Annotated in this window: 14 protein-coding genes; 3 read left to right on the top strand and 11 right to left on the bottom strand. The window is 45.0% G+C overall.

Going from position 1 to position 15,672, the window contains the following annotated elements; genetic code table 11:
• Positions 1 to 203 precede the first annotated feature (203 nt).
• The 4 genes from CLV60_RS33570 to CLV60_RS33555 form a co-directional block, all read right to left on the bottom strand.
• Positions 204 to 1,580, bottom strand: coding sequence for a hypothetical protein (locus CLV60_RS33570; protein ID WP_106599773.1), 1,377 nt, complete (start codon positions 1,578 to 1,580; stop codon positions 204 to 206).
• A gap of 45 nt (positions 1,581 to 1,625) precedes the next feature.
• Entirely contained in the window at positions 1,626 to 2,276 is a 651-nt protein-coding gene (locus tag CLV60_RS33565) for a hypothetical protein (protein WP_146151650.1), read from the bottom strand.
• A gap of 599 nt (positions 2,277 to 2,875) precedes the next feature.
• The gene (locus tag CLV60_RS33560) at positions 2,876 to 3,259 is read right to left on the bottom strand and encodes a helix-turn-helix domain-containing protein (RefSeq protein WP_146151649.1); all 384 of its coding nucleotides are present in this window, start codon (positions 3,257 to 3,259) and stop codon (positions 2,876 to 2,878) included.
• A gap of 41 nt (positions 3,260 to 3,300) precedes the next feature.
• Positions 3,301 to 3,693 (bottom strand): helix-turn-helix domain-containing protein, encoded by a 393-nt coding sequence (locus CLV60_RS33555; protein WP_106599770.1) that lies wholly within the window; start codon positions 3,691 to 3,693, stop codon positions 3,301 to 3,303.
• Positions 3,694 to 4,479: 786 nt separating this feature from the next.
• On the opposite strand from CLV60_RS33555, the gene CLV60_RS33550 reads away from it, so the two are divergent.
• On the top strand, positions 4,480 to 5,127 hold the full coding sequence (locus CLV60_RS33550; RefSeq protein WP_106599769.1) for a response regulator transcription factor: 648 nt from the start codon (positions 4,480 to 4,482) through the stop codon (positions 5,125 to 5,127).
• On the opposite strand, the gene CLV60_RS33545 is transcribed toward CLV60_RS33550, so the two are convergent.
• Together CLV60_RS33545 and CLV60_RS33540 are read right to left on the bottom strand one after the other, a co-directional pair.
• On the bottom strand, positions 5,109 to 8,351 hold the full coding sequence (locus CLV60_RS33545; RefSeq protein ID WP_106599768.1) for a ligand-binding sensor domain-containing protein: 3,243 nt from the start codon (positions 8,349 to 8,351) through the stop codon (positions 5,109 to 5,111). The two genes, CLV60_RS33550 and CLV60_RS33545, sit on opposite strands and share 19 nt — an antisense overlap.
• A gap of 66 nt (positions 8,352 to 8,417) precedes the next feature.
• Positions 8,418 to 9,107 carry a response regulator gene (locus CLV60_RS33540; protein WP_106599767.1) on the bottom strand — a complete coding sequence of 230 codons (690 nt, stop codon included), beginning with the start codon at positions 9,105 to 9,107 and terminating at the stop codon, positions 8,418 to 8,420.
• A 418-nt stretch (positions 9,108 to 9,525) separates the two neighbouring features.
• Between CLV60_RS33540 and CLV60_RS33535 the strand changes: the two genes are divergently transcribed.
• Positions 9,526 to 10,137, top strand: a complete 612-nt coding sequence (locus CLV60_RS33535) for a LuxR C-terminal-related transcriptional regulator (RefSeq protein ID WP_106599766.1) — start codon at positions 9,526 to 9,528, stop codon at positions 10,135 to 10,137.
• Positions 10,138 to 10,217: 80 nt separating this feature from the next.
• Here the strand turns inward: CLV60_RS33535 and CLV60_RS33530 are convergent, their stop codons facing one another.
• A complete protein-coding gene (locus tag CLV60_RS33530; RefSeq protein WP_106599765.1) occupies positions 10,218 to 10,643 on the bottom strand; it encodes a response regulator in 426 nt (141 codons plus the stop codon).
• Between the two features lie 483 nt (positions 10,644 to 11,126).
• Between CLV60_RS33530 and CLV60_RS33525 the strand changes: the two genes are divergently transcribed.
• Complete coding sequence (locus CLV60_RS33525; RefSeq protein WP_106599764.1) at positions 11,127 to 11,573, top strand: hypothetical protein; 447 nt, start codon at positions 11,127 to 11,129, stop codon at positions 11,571 to 11,573.
• 83 nt (positions 11,574 to 11,656) lie between these two features.
• Here the strand turns inward: CLV60_RS33525 and CLV60_RS33520 are convergent, their stop codons facing one another.
• The 4 genes from CLV60_RS33520 to CLV60_RS35135 all read right to left on the bottom strand — a co-directional run bounded on the left by CLV60_RS33520 (position 11,657) and on the right by CLV60_RS35135 (position 14,183).
• Positions 11,657 to 11,986, bottom strand: coding sequence for a hypothetical protein (locus CLV60_RS33520; protein WP_106599763.1), 330 nt, complete (start codon positions 11,984 to 11,986; stop codon positions 11,657 to 11,659).
• Positions 11,987 to 12,081: 95 nt separating this feature from the next.
• Positions 12,082 to 12,546: a peptidoglycan-binding protein LysM gene (gene lysM / locus CLV60_RS33515; RefSeq protein ID WP_106599762.1), complete on the bottom strand. Its 465-nt coding sequence runs from the start codon at positions 12,544 to 12,546 to the stop codon at positions 12,082 to 12,084.
• A gap of 298 nt (positions 12,547 to 12,844) precedes the next feature.
• On the bottom strand, positions 12,845 to 13,420 hold the full coding sequence (locus CLV60_RS33510; RefSeq protein ID WP_106599761.1) for a DUF416 family protein: 576 nt from the start codon (positions 13,418 to 13,420) through the stop codon (positions 12,845 to 12,847).
• A 181-nt stretch (positions 13,421 to 13,601) separates the two neighbouring features.
• Positions 13,602 to 14,183, bottom strand: coding sequence for a Crp/Fnr family transcriptional regulator (locus CLV60_RS35135; RefSeq protein WP_106599760.1), 582 nt, complete (start codon positions 14,181 to 14,183; stop codon positions 13,602 to 13,604).
• Positions 14,184 to 15,672: the final 1,489 nt, after the last annotated feature.

Raw genomic sequence — 15,672 nt, 5'->3', positions numbered from 1 at the left:
GAGTAAAATATCCCGCGGGCTGCCGGCTGGTTTCCATAGCCGGGAAAGGTTCCCGGTTCATAGTTTCCGTACCCGGCGTTGATGTCGATTTGCTGACTGTATCCGATGCCCGGAGCGAACAGGGACAGCGCCAGTAAAATCAACCCTAGGTAATGATTAGTTCTTTTCATGATTGCAAAATTTTGGTATGAACTCGCGTCCGTCTACATGTTTTTGAAAACCTGTATGATCAGGTTATTGTTGACATTGTCGGCCACTACTTCTCCCCCTGACAGGTCAGGAATGAATACGCGCAGCGGATAAGTTCCACTAGGCGTCGCAGAGGCAATCGAGACAGTAGCAGTAATGCTGTTGCCCAACGGTGATGCAGGGATATCTGTGTTAGTTGTCAGCGTATAATAGGTCCCCGAGTTGGTAATGGTCCATTCGGCAGCCGAAGCTCCCGTCAGAGCGATCACCGAGCCAGGCGTTGGCTTATAGAGACGAACAGTGATCAGATCGCTGGCAACCGTTCCCGTGCGCATGTTACGAAGCCTTACGGTGAAAGGCCTGACGGTCTCTGCCGTTGAAAAGGTCACATTGGACATGATGGTAAAAGGACGCAGATCAGGGGTGGTCGCCAGGTCCTGAATAGAACCGATCCCGATCTGACTGATTGCAGCGCCAGCAGGAACTACGCCTGTAAGTGTACTGTTCTCGGCCACGCCTGACGCGTTGGCTGACCCGCTCAAATCGAGCCATTGGGAACCGTCCCAGCCGACCAGCCTCAGGTTAGAAGCCGTGGATTCGAAGGCTGCAACATTGGGGATCGATACGGTCACATCCAGATCGATCGTTGAAGCTGTAACAGCTACCCAGTCCCAACTCCCTGCCGTATATACGCGCTTGATCGATGGCGATGGCGTGTTTGGTGCTTCTCCCAGATCGGACGCGTATGCCACACTCAGATGGGCATCGGCATTGGCAGGAGCCGAAATCTCCAATGTTCTCAGATCCGCGCTGCTTCCGACCGGGAAGACAAAACCTGTGTTACCGATTTTGGATACGTACCCGTCTACGTGCTGCGCATCTGTGAGCCCGCCCGTGTAAGTCGCCCCTGGCTGGAACCTGAGCGCACCGGTTGCCGCGTTGGCTCGTACAGTGGTCGTGATCCCGTTTTCAAAGGTTGCCGTAGTAAACACATTAGCACCTGCGGTGTTGGTGAGATTGAATGCACTCGCCGCCCCGTTTTTCAATGCCAGTGTAGAAAAATTAGGAGCAACACTGCCGCTGATACCCTGCACACCGGCTGCCCCGGCCGGGCCGTTGAAATTGTCGGTGCTCCCGCCGGACCCATTGGCATTATAGCTGTTATTAACACGCAGCGAGTTGGCATCTGTCTCATAGTGCTCAAATACTGCTCCCGAGGAAGCTGTGTAGGCGCCTGAAGCGGTTGCCGTTACAGCCGTGTAGCTCTCGCGGTTGCTTACCGCGCCGTAGTTATTGAAAGTAGCCCCGTCTATGACAAGCTGCGCCTGGGCTAGTTGGTTCCCCAACAGTAACGCCATACCTGCCATCAGGCTGATGTATTCTTTTTTCATCGTGAAAGCTGTTTAAATGAAGACTGTATCTTAACAACTCTCCGACTAGTTCAAGTAGGTTACATCCAAGTTGGAAGAAATGGTACCACAAATTTGGTATGCGCTGGCAGGAGCACCGTTGTTATACCATCTGGTTGCCCTTACATCGAACGTGTGGTTTCCTGCGGTCAGGGTGCGAACACCGGATAAAGTCAATTCGAAGTGACCGCTCACTTCGGTCTGGATGATAATAAAGATGCCGCTGGCAACTCCGTCGATATATATTTCAAAGCGGTTAAACGGGCTGTAACCTGTCCATGCAGACACGTCGTCAACACCAAGTACGTAGTTGATAAATGCGGCTTTTTGACTGGGGAAATTGATGACATTGGTCGTATTTGAAACCGTTGTATAAGATCCTTCCGTCACACCGAAAAAAGCATCTGCCTGCGCGCCGTTTCCAATAGGTACTGCATAAGAGGCCGTTTGCGTCGCCGTGCTAGCACCCGATCCCGCAGGGGCTTGCCAGCTGGCGATACCCGCCGCGTCAGAAGTCAATACTTTTCCGGCACCCTGGGTACCATCCTGAATGGCTACATTGCCCACCACGTGCAATTTGGCCGCCGGAGTAGTAGTGCCGATCCCTACATTTTGCGCCATGGCAGCAGAAGCGGTAAGGCCCATCAATAGACTTAGGGAGTAGATTGTTTTTTTCATTTTAAATTAGATTAAGAAATAAATTGATAAAACTGTTGGAGTACAGGTAATTGTAAAAGCGATTTGGTGGAAACCAATGGTCGGCTAATACACTAATCACCGGAGATTGCCGGCAATACGCTGAAATTTTTCTTATCGTGGGAAGATCATGAGCTCAATGACCAGTGCGTGTTTGTATTACAAAGATGGGTGGTGAAATCGGTTCGGGTGAAGACACTTTGTGGTAGGTTTGAGACGAGTTTTGGTAGTATTGGTTTGCCGGCCGGACGGAAATCGGTTGCTTTTCTCCGGAAGTCATAGAGCAGATGCCATATTCTTGTCTGAATATGCAGGTCAGGTGTCGAATTAGTGTTTATCGAGGACAAAATTGTGTCCTGCTGTAACCTTATTTGCCTGCCTGGATCATGCTCGATACGCATTGTACCTGGTCAGTGTACACATCGTTTGAATCTGCAACCTTGTAGTGCTTGTCGGGATTTGTAGAAAAAAAGCTAAGCCATTCCTGCTCTCTTCGCCGAGCATGAATGGCTTTCATATCTTTAAGTTTGGTCGCTGCGTTACCTGGTTGTCTTTTGATTGATTGTTAGCCAGATACGGCTTCAGGCCGGGACCTTTCGAAGCGTTTCATTTTTCTCCTCAATGATTCTTTTTTGACTTTCAATGATGTCCATTAACTGCGCAATGATGTATTCGTAGTGATTTTTTTGAGGTTGATCCTTGCCTCTTTCCTCGGAAACAATTCTCTTTTCCAGACTTTGTTGTTGGGTTTGAAGAACCGGGGCTAATAGATTCAATAGGTCCATATCCATAGCACTTGCAACAGCAATCAGCAGGTGCAGGTCGAGCTGTTTACGTTCGCCTCTTTCGAGCCTTGCGTAACTTCTCTCGTCGATTCCAAGCTTAAAAGCTAGATCGGCTTGTGACATCCCGGCTGCTTCCCGGAGGCTTCGGATACGTTTTCGTATAAGGTCTTCTCTGGACATTTTTGTGGTGGTAAGATTTAAATTGGCTTCGCTGATAAAAATCAAGTTTTGTAGCCTTGACTATTGTTAGAGAGCTTATTAAGCTCAGCAATGATGTTGTGCTGCTTTTCGATAATTGACCGAAGCAAGCTGATCACCTCCTGGTAATGGTACTCCTCAGTGATGAAATCCATCGACTCGGTTAATGCAATGCCAGGTTGGGCTGGCCATGCACGATTTTGCGTTATTGGTACCAAGGTTTGTTCAGGCGCCGCTTTCAACGCATCCGCGATCACAAGCAACTGATGAAGGTCCAACCGTTTCCGCTTGCCGGCCTCCAATTTTCGGTAGTTGGTAACGTCCAGATTGATCTTTCCGGCCATTTCTTTTTGGGAAATGCCCGCTGCCTGGCGCAATATCTTAACTTGATCGACAATGGTTTGTACAGGGTGCATAGGCTATTGAGAGTGCTGATAAAACTAATTGTACAATATGGATTGAGAGTATCCCGACGACTTAGCTTGTTGCAAAAAAATTGAGTGTACTTCAATAATTGGCTTTCTAGCGCTCAGATGTTTGGTCTTGGAACATACTCAACCATCACGCAGGTCGACAAAGGTAAATTAATCCAGTGTCCGTATGTCTCGAACCTGTTCGAGGGATTAATAGAATTAGGACGATAAGACATCCCTGTTCTAATTCGATTTGCCTAGAAACAAGATGACCTCCTGCCAAGGGGAGGAGGTCATTCTAATGTGATACTCAACGTGCTCGTCTAGGCTAAGACAAGTTCTTTCATAGGCGACGATATGTCTTAACGTATATGTATATACGAAATTTGGTTTTTGTATTGCTGACCGGGGTTTTGATAGTGATTGCCTGATGTTCTTAAACAATCCCGTTTAAAACATGGCTTAGACGGGATTAAACACCAGTCGCGTATTATCTAGCTTTACCTTCCGAGTCCCTGTCGCCGATCAATACCTGAGCCATACGGCAGCAGGTGTACCAAGCTGGGAGTCGCGGCCCCGGATGATAACCTCGTCACGGCCTTGAAAAGGCCATCTGGATTTGGGCACAAAGCTATTGCGGAAATCGAGGAAAGAGAATAGCTATTATTCGAGAATCGTCTAGAATCAATTACCTGCGCATCGCCGCATTTCAGCGGCACATTTTTGGCTGGAGCCCATTTAACTTTGCTTCAATCGAGCAGGATTCAATCGCGAACAGAAAATCAGAAGATGAAAAAAGTTTTAATTGTAGACAACCAATTTTTAATGAGGTTAAGCCTAAGGGTAGTAATTAGAGAACTAAGTGGGGAAATTGACGTTACTGAGGCCGTGAATTTTAAGGAGGCACTTAAACTGCTGGTTTCTGATCAGTTTGATCTGGTCATTCTGGAAGTTTTGATGGATGAATACTCGGGAATAAAGATGATGGAAATGATTCGCAGCATTGCTCCTTCTACGGCGGTGCTGATCTGCTCGATGGGGGATGAGCTGCTATATGCCGAACATTATATTCTGCGGGGAGCCAGTGGCTTTGTCGTTAAGACAGCCGAAAAGGAAGAAATTTTAACTGCTATTTCGACGGTTATCAATGGAAACCGTTACCTCAGTGACAGGGTACATGATAGATTGCTGACAAGGACCGAGCTGAAAAGCAAAGTCAAAGAAGCACTCACCAAACGTGAAAGACAGATATTGCCGTTAATCCTGGAAGGCAGAACCACGAAGGAAATTTCGAAAATGCTGGAAATACATGTAAACAGTATCAATTTTTACAAGTCGAATATTTTTCGAAAAATGCAGGTGAATAACATTCTTGAATTAGCAGAAAAGGTCGACATCAGTAAGCTTTTTCCGCAATCTTACTCAGTCTCTGTCTGACTTTTGACCAGTGTGCCGGGCCTGGGCAGACGCAGATGGAAACGAATGTAATCAGTTTGGCTAACCCAAACGGCGATGTTGGCCAGGGTAGCTACTTCTTTAACAATTAACAATCCCAAGCCTTTTAGCTGGCTCGAATTAGAAAACTTTTCAATAGCCGCATCGTTGTCTTCTAACGTAAGAAGTTCAAATATTTCCTCGGGCAGATTTGTAGCTGTGTTGGCTATAATAATCTCTTTGGTGTCAGGTTGAGAATTGTTCAGATACACGCGAATCTCTCCCCGTAGGGTATATTTTGTAGCGTTATCGAGCAAATTGTGAATGATTATAGAAAGCAGCTGATAGCTTGCGTCAACATGTTTGTTTTCGGGAATTTCATTGTAAAACGCGCTTGCATTGGTGTGCACTGTTTCCCGGAAGAGTTCATACTTCTCCTGAATTAATTGATAGATGTTAACAGTTTCAAACGTCATTTTTTTGCCGTATAGCTGTGCTCTGGCGAAACTGACCAGTTGTTCGAGCATTGAACCCATCCGGTCGGACATATTTGAAACCATTAAACCGACTTTGGAAATTTCATCGATCTGGCCCGACCCGGCCAGGTCGGGAATTCTTTTGGAGGCAAACGAAACATATCTGAGTGGAGATTGTATGTCATGACTGATAGAGGCAACAATTCGGGAAAGTAAATAAATCTGTTGATCCATGTCTTTGCGTGAGGCCTCCAGATCTTCCAAGCTTCTGCTCAGTTTATCGGTCCTGACAGCTATCACTTCTTCCAATTCGGTATTCTTTTGTCTCATGGATCTTAGCCTATGCCGGTTATATGCAAAAGTAGCCAGGATGACTAACGCGATTATGGCAAGGCTGATAGCCAGGATAATCCAGATGTTTTCATACCATCTTTCGGAAAAATTCAGCCCGATGTGTTTAATCTCATAATTATCCAGGCCAAAACCGTTGTTTTTTCTAACAAAGAGCGAGTATTCACCCGAGTAATGGCCGGTCAGGTTGACAGTAAGCTCGTCGGTTTCCAAAGGTATCCAATCAGATGCAGCTACGGTCTCGGAGCGTTTGACGACAGCATAAGAAACATTCAGGTTGTCTTTATGACCCAAATAGGCCGTGGCGAAATATAGCCTGACATCTTCCGCATTCTGCGGGAAATCGATCGTCTCGCCGGAATAGCTAACCGGGATTCCGTTTGCTTCCACTGCACTCAGAATAATCCTTTCGTCAGGCAGGTGGCGACGAATTTCAGTTGGCTGAAACCAAATCAGGCCATTTAGTGAGGGTAGCGATATAAATCCGCTGGCCAACTTGACTCCGCAGGGTTGGCATTCCCCATTAAATTCATTGGTGTTAAATCCTTCATCTTTTGCGTGATAATGGTAGTAAAGCCCACCAGTGTAACGCCTTGTTGTGCCATAATTTGTATTATCGATTTTGCCAGGGTATTTCTGTGCATATACTAGCAGATCGTTTTTTTTGACCTGAAACAATCCCTTGTTGGTGGTAATCCATAGGTATCCCAACCCATCTTCAACTACGCAGTGGGAACTTGCCAGGTAGCGTTTCCGATCCAGGGGAAAGCGGGTTAGCTTTCCGTCAGCCGTCAAGAGCATCAATCCGGTTTCCAGCCCCGTTATCCATACCCGACCGTTATCTGACGGATGTATGCTTTTGATGTGAATTCCACGGGTGCCTTCTATGAGCGAGCTGGTTTCTGTGAGCGTGTTCACCCGGTAAAGTCCCTTCAAGGTGCCCGCAAGCACTTCACTTTCACCGCCAGGTTCCAGACAAGTGATTTCTTTCAGAGCCTGGTCTTTTATTAACCTGGGTCGAATCTTGTCCGCTACTGTATGACCTCTGTACAAGCCCTTGTTGATCACACCGATCCAGATATCATTATCCGCGCCCTCACACAGGGCAGTGATTTCATTTTCAAAAGTCCACACCTGATCGGGTCTTAGTGATTTTTGATCGATGCGAAGCAGTGTTTCATAGCGTTTGGTCCAGATGGTGCCATTTCGACTTTTTAGCATAATTCGCTTTTCGAAAGGATTGATTTTTGCGATCTGGCTGACAGATTTGTGACTGGTTTGGCCGGGAATCGGGCCCTTTCCGATAATAATGCCCGTTGGCGTGATCACACTGCTTGCGGAGTAGGGGACTTGCGCGTAAAACACATTCTCTCCCACCTCTCCTTTGACTACCACGGGAGTAAATTGTGTTTTGCTCAACACGAAAAGTCCATTTACCCGGCTGCCCAAAAACACTTTTTGAGAAACATTATCCAAATAGATTACATCGACACCCAACGCATGCAGGTCAAAATCCTCAACCAGCAATTTCGCGGAAAGATCGCCATTGCCCTGCTGGACCAGCATGTATAAGTTCTTGCCGGAGAAAAGAAAGGCTTGTTCGGAGTTGCCGTTCCAGTAGAATTTCTGTCGCTCGGTTTGCTGGTGGTTTTTCGACGGGTCTTCTACGGCTGGGGCAAGAGTAAAATGCGAGGTCTTGCTCTGAGATATTTGTATGTATTCCCCCTGACCGATTCGGTAATATAGTTTTTTGCCGATCGAAAAGTAGTTCCATAGTTGACTGCCAGCGCTCGGGCGTTGGTAGCGCTTTTTCCAATCCTGATAGTAGACGATTTTGTTTTTAGTAATCATGAAAAAATTACCTTCACCACTACCGGCCATGATCATGTGGTGGTCATTGCCGGTCGAATCCGAATACAGCAGATCGGGAAGGCCGACAACGTAGGTGATGTCGTTCAGATCATTGATATCCAGCCCTAGCGAAAGCATGCGCCGATCGCGGTTAGGGTAATAGTTTGAATCTGCGGTGGCATGGCCTGCTTCAATCTTCACCGAGTAGTGCGGCCAAAACCTGGCATAAGCTACCTTGACTCGTTCGGGGCGACCCAACGCCTTTAAAACGTGAGTTCGTACAGAACTGCGTATACTGGCGACACGGTTGCTGGCAATATTTAGATTAGAGCCATTGAAAACTTCGAAATGGTGACCATCGAAACGGACCAGACCATCTTCCGTCGCCAACCAGACAAAGCCGTCATCATCCGAGGAAATCCCTTTTACACTATTTTGTGGTAACCCGTTGTCTGCGGTATATTGACTGACAGAATATCCAACTTGCCCGTATAAAGTATTAGGGGAACCAGCACATAAGGCAAGCAAAAATATTAGTAGTTTTTTCATATGCAGTTTACTTCTTTTGGGGGTACATACCTGTGCCCAACTTAGACAGCGAAGGGTACTACATTGTTAGGATTTGGGCTTGACCTGAGTCGTACTTACATCAATCAGATCCGGATAGTCTTGCAAAATTTTCTTGTAAAGCTGAATTACGTTGGTGACTCCAAACTTTTCAAAGATGCTTAGCTTGTGGGTACTGACCGTGCTCCATTTGATGCCAAGCTGGGATGCAATTTCTTTGGTCCACTTTCCTTGCAAGAGCAATGTGATAATTTCAGCCTCCCGTGGCGTGATTGTCGATGCTTCTTTGGGTTTTGCCGGATTAGTGACTGATTTGAGGTAGCTGTTGGCAAGCAAATTTTGGGTTTTCGGACTCATGTATTTCTCTCCCCTGAGAACAGTCTGTATTGCCTCTGCGACGGTGGGTAGCGGAGAGGCCTTTGATAAAAAGCCGTCGGCACCCGCTGTGAGGTATTTGATAGAATAATCTTCTTCTTCCATCGCAGTGTGTATAAGTACCCGGATGTCGGCGCGGACACTTTTGAGTTTTTCTATCATCTTGGTGCTGTTGCCACCAGGCACATCAATATCCAGAATGATTAGATCCACGGGGGTATTTTTAATCGTCTCAAAACCCTGATCAAAACTGGACGCGGAAAGTACCTGGGTGTCCGGGAGCTTTTCTCTAATAATCGCTACGAGAGCCCATAGAACAAGTTCGTGATCGTCTACTAAAAGTATTCTAGTTAATTGATTCATAGGTAAATGTATTTGACCTGCTGGATGCTTCGCTACAAAACTATGGTATGTAGATTAAAATCTATACAAGCTATAATTCGATATTTGACTAGAATTCATTTCGACTTGAACTGGCATCTTAGCCAATCAGAAATGCGATGGCCACAATTAACTTTGCAAACCCATTTACAGCAGAAGCAGGAAAAGTGCTAGGTGGAGGTGATTTGACTTTTGGATAACGACTTGTTAGTCAGAGTTAAAATGCTTGAAAGGTTAGTTTAAAGCAAGATGTTAAATAAAGTTTGTTTGAAAGCATACAGCACTATTCGCACACACTAGCGGAGTGCGGAATAATGCAGGCCTATCCAGAGTTCTGGACAGGGCCTGCCCGAGCTCCATCCACCAGGACTATGCTTAAAATCACTGACTATTGAGAATAATGAGCAAGATTTTGATCATCGACGATGTGTTTCTGTACCAACTTAGTTTGGGTGAAATAATACGGGAATTAGATGGCAAATCTGAGATAACCCATGTTAGCAGCTTGCATGATGGAGAAGCGGCTTTAAAGGCTGTTAATTTTGATCTTGTCATCGTAGATATTCAGATTCAGGGCTACACAGTCATTGACATGATCGATTTCATTGGCAGATTTTCAAATTCGAGCCGTATTATGATTTTCTCGCTGGCCAATGAAAATGTTTACGCAGACCGGTGCCTGATTGCCGGTGCGAAAGGCTTTATATTGAAGTCATCGCAGCGTCAGCAGATCGAAACAGCAATTTTTACTGTTTTGAACGGCAAGCGTTACGTCAGTGAAAATGTGCACAGGATGTTATTGGCAGCCATCCCCGTTGCTTTGCCCTATGAGCCCAAACTGGTACCCAGGGAAAAAGAGGTTATGCATTTGGTTTTGCAGGGGTTGAATACCAAGGAAATATCACAGGTGATGAAAATCATGGAAAGTACTGTTTGCACTTACCGGGCAAACATCTTCAGGAAGTTGAAAGTGAAAAATGTGAAAGACCTTGCAGCGAAAGTAAGAGTATGAAATTATTTATCTATCTGGTCAATAGCAGGGTTCTAGGCCATTGCATCGGAATAAGGTAACCATTATGATTTTGCAGGCTTTTATTTTGTGTTACCTTCGATCGTTTCGCGAGTAGAATTACTGATATATTTTTCGTTATTCAACACGGTTTGGCACGCCTCAAGGACATCTTCAAATGCCGCGTGTTTTGAGACAAAGCCATTCGCTCCGGCAATCAGATATGCAGCTGCAAATTCTTTCTCGGGCAAACCGGTGTGAATCAATACTTTTACTTCTGCTTGCACATTTCTCAGATACTGAATTGTCTCGACAGTATTTCCTCCCGGCACACCAATATCCAAAATGACCAGGTCGACAGGGCTTTGCAACAGAATTTGCAGGCCCCTGTCAATATTTGGGGCTGATTTAATCACGGCGCCTTCGATCGCTTTTGTGAGCATTCTTTCCAGAGCCCAAACGACAATGTCGTGATCTTCAATGATTAAAATATTTATTGGGACGTTCACTCCTAATCTCTGATTTGCTCACCGTTTAATTGATCATCGCAAAATGATACCTAAGATAGGTATCATAGGGGAAGTACTAACCGTTAAAGGCATTCTTTTTTGCACTTTTTGCAAGGATTACTTGTAACCGCCTGGTACATGGATTCATACCTTGCCGAAGGCAGCGTTTCCCCACCTTGATCAGGAGTAGAAAGGCAATCCTGTTTCTAATCTACGACCAACCGGACAGAATTCGCCTTTAAAATACCTAGAAATGTCCTGTAACAGTCGATATCTGTCTGCGATGGATTCCCCGGAATAAGCAAGATTTGTATAAGTCAGGAAATAGAATTTGCATAACGTATATAGTACATAGTGATAGAGGTTTTACAGCCCGGCACGGTTGATCGCCGGGTTGTTTCTTTAACATTTCTTATCGTTTTGCGGCTATCTCCTGGGATGGGGTGTAGCGCATCCTTTTTTGTTATATTTTTCAAATTTTATATGAGAATTGCATTTGTGTTTTATGTGTTGCTGGCCCTACTGTCGTGTAGCGGGGTTTCAGCCCAGGTCGTTTCGCAGGATTCATTGAAGGCATTAAATGACCAAAAAAAGGTTCTGGCGCTAAACAAGCGGTTGAACGATAGCAAAATTGAACTCGCCAAACTTGAGAATCAAATCCCACATGCGGTCGATGAAACAGCCAGTACAGCCGAACGCGCCCAGCGATCAGCAGAGGAGAATAAGGTGGCCGCCGGCAATCTGAGTACCGACCCGCAAGACAAACAATTGGCTAGAAAGGCCAGCAAAGCTGCATCTGCTGCCAGTCGTGATGCCAAGCGGGCAAGAAAAGCGGCGGATAACCTCGCGAAGCTGCGTCGAAATGTGGACTCGCTCAGGGAGAAAATTAAGGAAGATGAAGATAAATTAGCCTTATTGGCTCCCAATTAATCCATTTGCTATCAGGTTTGCCGCGCCCCAAGTTTTCATTGTGAAAGTTTGGGGCATTCATTTTTAAGGTGCAATCCGATCGCTTAACGAAACTCGTCTGCAACTTTCTGTTGAAGTGCCTGAAGGCTCAGTGCTATCTCAAAGCATTCGGTGTCGGTCATATTTTGAATCGTATGTTTGATGTTGTTGATAATCACACGTCCCCCCGAATCAACCACGGGCCCGAGTCTGTTGACTTTTTCGCATAGTAAATTCCAGTCGGCGGATAGATAATCCGAGAATAGATTGGAGGGAATGATTTTGAAATAGGCGTGCTGGGCAATCAGCTCTGATTTAATTGAACTCACCTCAAGGGATAAATTCTGGGTAAACTTGGTGAGTTCCAGGTAGACGAAAATATTGGAGGATTTCATCTTGTATATTGATTATTACAGTAACAGGAATGATAAAATGCTATGAATTCAAACAACTACATTTGTGAAATGTGGTTGTTTGAATTCATAGCATTTTATAATCTTGGGATGCGTAGTACCTGGCCAGGATAAATCAGATCGGGACTAGAAAGCATGGGCCTGTTGGCTTCGAAGATGTGATTGTACTTTCTCATATCTCCATAAAAGCTAAGGGCGATCTCGGAAAGTGTGTCTCCTTTTACAACGGTATAGTATCGGGCTTCCGGTGCCGGAGCGGCTACAAGCAGGCGGTTGTCAACCAAATCAACCCCCTCTACGTTGCCAATTGCCAATGCAATTTTTTCTGAATCTTCTTGTTTGGCAACTTCCCCTTCAAGAGTTATCGTGTCATTGGACGTCTTAATAGTCAGATTGTGATAGGGGAGGCCCAGAGACTTGACACGTGCCATCAAAGCGCTTGCGCGTAGTGGTTCGGCGGTTTCGGGATGAACTATTTCATTGGTTTCATTTTTATTGAATACTTTGTCCCCAACACCTTTAATAAAAGATAACAGGCCCATGGCTTTGAATTTATAGTTGATTATTTTTTGCAATAATTAACTATATATTCTTCAAAAACAACGAGAAGTATGAATTTGAATTTAATTTTCTTTTAATTAAATGTTTTGTGTTTTGTATTTGATATATGTTGTCGAATATGTTTACTAAATGAATATCGACTATTGTCTATGTCATATCTAAAACTGACTGGATAACTAGATTTTTATCGTACCTATTTGTAGTGTATTGGCGTAATTTTATTTTAACTATTTAAGAAAAATGGGTGCTAATTTCAAAATGGGTGCTGTTAATGATCGGTTATTTTCTTCGCAACGAGTCTATCAGTGCTGCTGTAATCTGTTGATTATCCGGCTTGGATAGCTCTTGAATTAAATGGATTTGCCGCCGGATTTCTCTTATTATGCTCGTTGATTTCGTGGTATTTGGTCTTTGATTGTTACCATTTTTGGACCTGGCTCCGTCCTGTATTTGCTCGGATGTTTTGAACGCATCCCTGGCATAAGTTGCAACAGCGACAATGCTCTCTATATCATTGGTAATCATATATTCCAGACTGCTTAATGTGATGATGCAGGCATCTTTTGCCCGTTGACTGGTGGAGTCCGGGCATTGGTTGATGTCTGGCATTATCAACTCTACACAGTCCATTAACCCCACGATTTGAGCAGGCGAGCTGGAAATGTCGTCACTCAGTCGTAAATGGATCGCCTCTATTGCGAGGTACAGTATATGCGCATCACCCCATTCTGCCTTTTGCTGAAAAGCAACATAGTTTGGATACAGGTGCTCGCAGGTTAGTGCGCCAAAGAGCAGTCTTGCCTTGTCGGATAATACGTTTAGTCTTTTTCTTATTTTGGCCGGATACCTGGACATCTTTCGAAAGTGCTTTTTTGGTTTAGTATAGTTTGTTCGTGTTTTCTTGCAAATAGGTTTTCGAAATCATTTTGTGCGCATGATTGGCATTGGCATACAACGTTGTACTGTCTACGGTTGCTTTCTGGCCATTATACCGGGCCGTCCGGTAGCATTTTACTGGTCTGATCTTGCAAAGCTGTCACCTTTGCATCGAGTCTCTCTTTAAGGCGGAAAACGAATTAGGGTGCATATGAAGGAAATTAGCAATGTCCTTTTCCTTTGCCTGTCCTATAATCCGGGGGGTTTGACTTAAAAACTTATTAAAGCGAGAAGCTAGCGGAAGCCTGAGTACCAATTGGTTGTGCTCAAAATTCTTTTGATGATAGCTGGCCTGGAGCCTGAGACAGACGTTTCTGAACTCCGGATACGCGCCCGTGATCAGCTCAAAATTTTGCGTACTAATCCTATATGCTTTCGTTGGGCAAGTTGCCTGCATGCTCAGCTGTGAGGGTTGTTTGTAAAGCAGGCTGCTCTCAGAGAAAACCATATCCCCGTTGCCAAAGAACCAGCAAGTTGTTTCAGCCCCATCGGCCCGTTTAAAAAAGCTTCTAATACAACCCTGCACGATAAAATAGATATACTCCTGGTGGGTGTCCGCAACCAGAATGGTCTCATGCTCATTCAGGTAGGTTAATCGAGTTGACTTGGTTAGATCCTCCCATAGTTTTGAATCTTGTTCTACCTGACCGGAATTTGATAGGAGCGCGAAAAATTCAGTCATTTTACTGACGTACACTAAAGTAAAATGATATCAAAAAGCTAGGTAGTCAAGGTCCGTGTTTTGCTAGTGAGTGACCTAGAGTATTGCCAAAGAGTTAAGCACGGATGCGTGTTGTTTGTTATTTACAAATCTGATGGCCAGATTTGTTTACTACCTGGTTTTGACCGGAACTGACTTTCTTAAATGCACAGCCCGAAGACTCGCCGGATTGGAAACATACTGGCCTTGACTATTTACAATATACGGGCCGCGCGGCCCTGTCGTCTTGAATGCTTGATCGGGCAATTGGCCGCGATGATTAAGCTAGCCTGAATCCCCGTGGATTGGCTTGGCGCTGATTTCAAAAATAAGGCCGGTAGGCCAGTCCAGGATTTGAGCGGATCTGCTTGACTTGCAGGCAGAACCAGTTGCGGGAAACAAAGCAAACCTGTGTCGCTTGGATGTTGACATGGGCGGTTGGGTGGTGGATTTGTGATCAAGAAAGGGGATATATTGCAAACATACGGGCACCATCGGTTACTTGTCAATCACAAATCGTTAGGAAATCGCTCACAATTCATTAGGTCGTTGTATATTTTTAATATTATTTTTGAGAGCCTTCGATTTGTTTTGTATGGCCGGGACGAATGATTTGGATTTCGGGTAAGACGAATCATAATTGAATTTGAATATATAATGGTAGGGTAGTGCTTTTTGCAAACTCTTAGAGGGCGCCTTTGAGCGGTCCTACCCAAGCCAGCATTATAGCATGGTGGTGTCTTGTCTTTGTATTTTTCCAAGTTGTTGCGATCGTTGGCTGAACGCCCAATACCGGATAGGGTAGAAATATTTTTACGAATCGAGCTGTTTAAGGCAGTCATCTGCCACCAGACGTGATTTCGATTTGATTCGCTCCCGTTAACAACCTTACTGGCTTTGTATACTTGTCGGCCGTCTCAGGCAGAGCCTGGCTGCATGCGAACCGAAACATTGGCAATGGCATCATCTTAAATGGCAAACAAGCGCGTGGACCAAGCTTGGTGTCACAGGAATTCAAAAATGCCAGGTCCGATGCCGGGATTTTTGTGATTCGAACACAGATGTACTGGTAGGGGCAGTTAGTTTGCAAAGACGGCGACTTCATAGGTATGTCCGCTCTATACTGCCTTTTGATTTGAGGAGATGACCGGTAGGAATCTGTGCATAGTCAGGAGACGATTTTTGGTAAGTATTAAGACAGCAAAGCCGCTATTTAGCCATAATTTGTCTGGAATTGCTCTCGGAATATTGATGATGTTTGTAAAAGAATCCAGATTAATTGCTAACCTGAGATGCTGTCTTGAAAGCAGTGTATTGATGTATTTCATAGTGATTTTAATTGGTTGAAAGGGGGCGTGATGATTCTAGGTATGGTGCTGCTAATCATAGTGCGTTAAGTTAATATTCAGCTCTATACATTTTGGAGTAGAGTTGTTTTCCATGTGACTGCAACCCGGGCAGAATGTAGTAT

Origin of the sequence: Dyadobacter jiangsuensis, assembly GCF_003014695.1 — a bacterium.
GTDB classification, from domain to species: Bacteria; Bacteroidota; Bacteroidia; order Cytophagales; family Spirosomataceae; genus Dyadobacter; species Dyadobacter jiangsuensis.
Note: the sequence above shows the minus strand (reverse complement) of the source record. Positions and strands in the feature narration are given on the sequence as shown.

Coding starts and splice junctions, on each gene's coding strand:
- CLV60_RS33570 (WP_106599773.1), bottom strand. CDS start 1,580: ATGAAAAAAGAATACATCAGCCTGATGGCAGGTATGGCGTTACTGTTG.
- CLV60_RS33565 (WP_146151650.1), bottom strand. CDS start 2,276: ATGAAAAAAACAATCTACTCCCTAAGTCTATTGATGGGCCTTACCGCT.
- CLV60_RS33560 (WP_146151649.1), bottom strand. CDS start 3,259: ATGTCCAGAGAAGACCTTATACGAAAACGTATCCGAAGCCTCCGGGAA.
- CLV60_RS33555 (WP_106599770.1), bottom strand. CDS start 3,693: ATGCACCCTGTACAAACCATTGTCGATCAAGTTAAGATATTGCGCCAG.
- CLV60_RS33550 (WP_106599769.1), top strand. CDS start 4,480: ATGAAAAAAGTTTTAATTGTAGACAACCAATTTTTAATGAGGTTAAGC.
- CLV60_RS33545 (WP_106599768.1), bottom strand. CDS start 8,351: ATGAAAAAACTACTAATATTTTTGCTTGCCTTATGTGCTGGTTCCCCT.
- CLV60_RS33540 (WP_106599767.1), bottom strand. CDS start 9,107: ATGAATCAATTAACTAGAATACTTTTAGTAGACGATCACGAACTTGTT.
- CLV60_RS33535 (WP_106599766.1), top strand. CDS start 9,526: ATGAGCAAGATTTTGATCATCGACGATGTGTTTCTGTACCAACTTAGT.
- CLV60_RS33525 (WP_106599764.1), top strand. CDS start 11,127: ATGAGAATTGCATTTGTGTTTTATGTGTTGCTGGCCCTACTGTCGTGT.
- CLV60_RS33520 (WP_106599763.1), bottom strand. CDS start 11,986: ATGAAATCCTCCAATATTTTCGTCTACCTGGAACTCACCAAGTTTACC.
- lysM (WP_106599762.1), bottom strand. CDS start 12,546: ATGGGCCTGTTATCTTTTATTAAAGGTGTTGGGGACAAAGTATTCAAT.
- CLV60_RS33510 (WP_106599761.1), bottom strand. CDS start 13,420: ATGTCCAGGTATCCGGCCAAAATAAGAAAAAGACTAAACGTATTATCC.
- CLV60_RS35135 (WP_106599760.1), bottom strand. CDS start 14,183: ATGACTGAATTTTTCGCGCTCCTATCAAATTCCGGTCAGGTAGAACAA.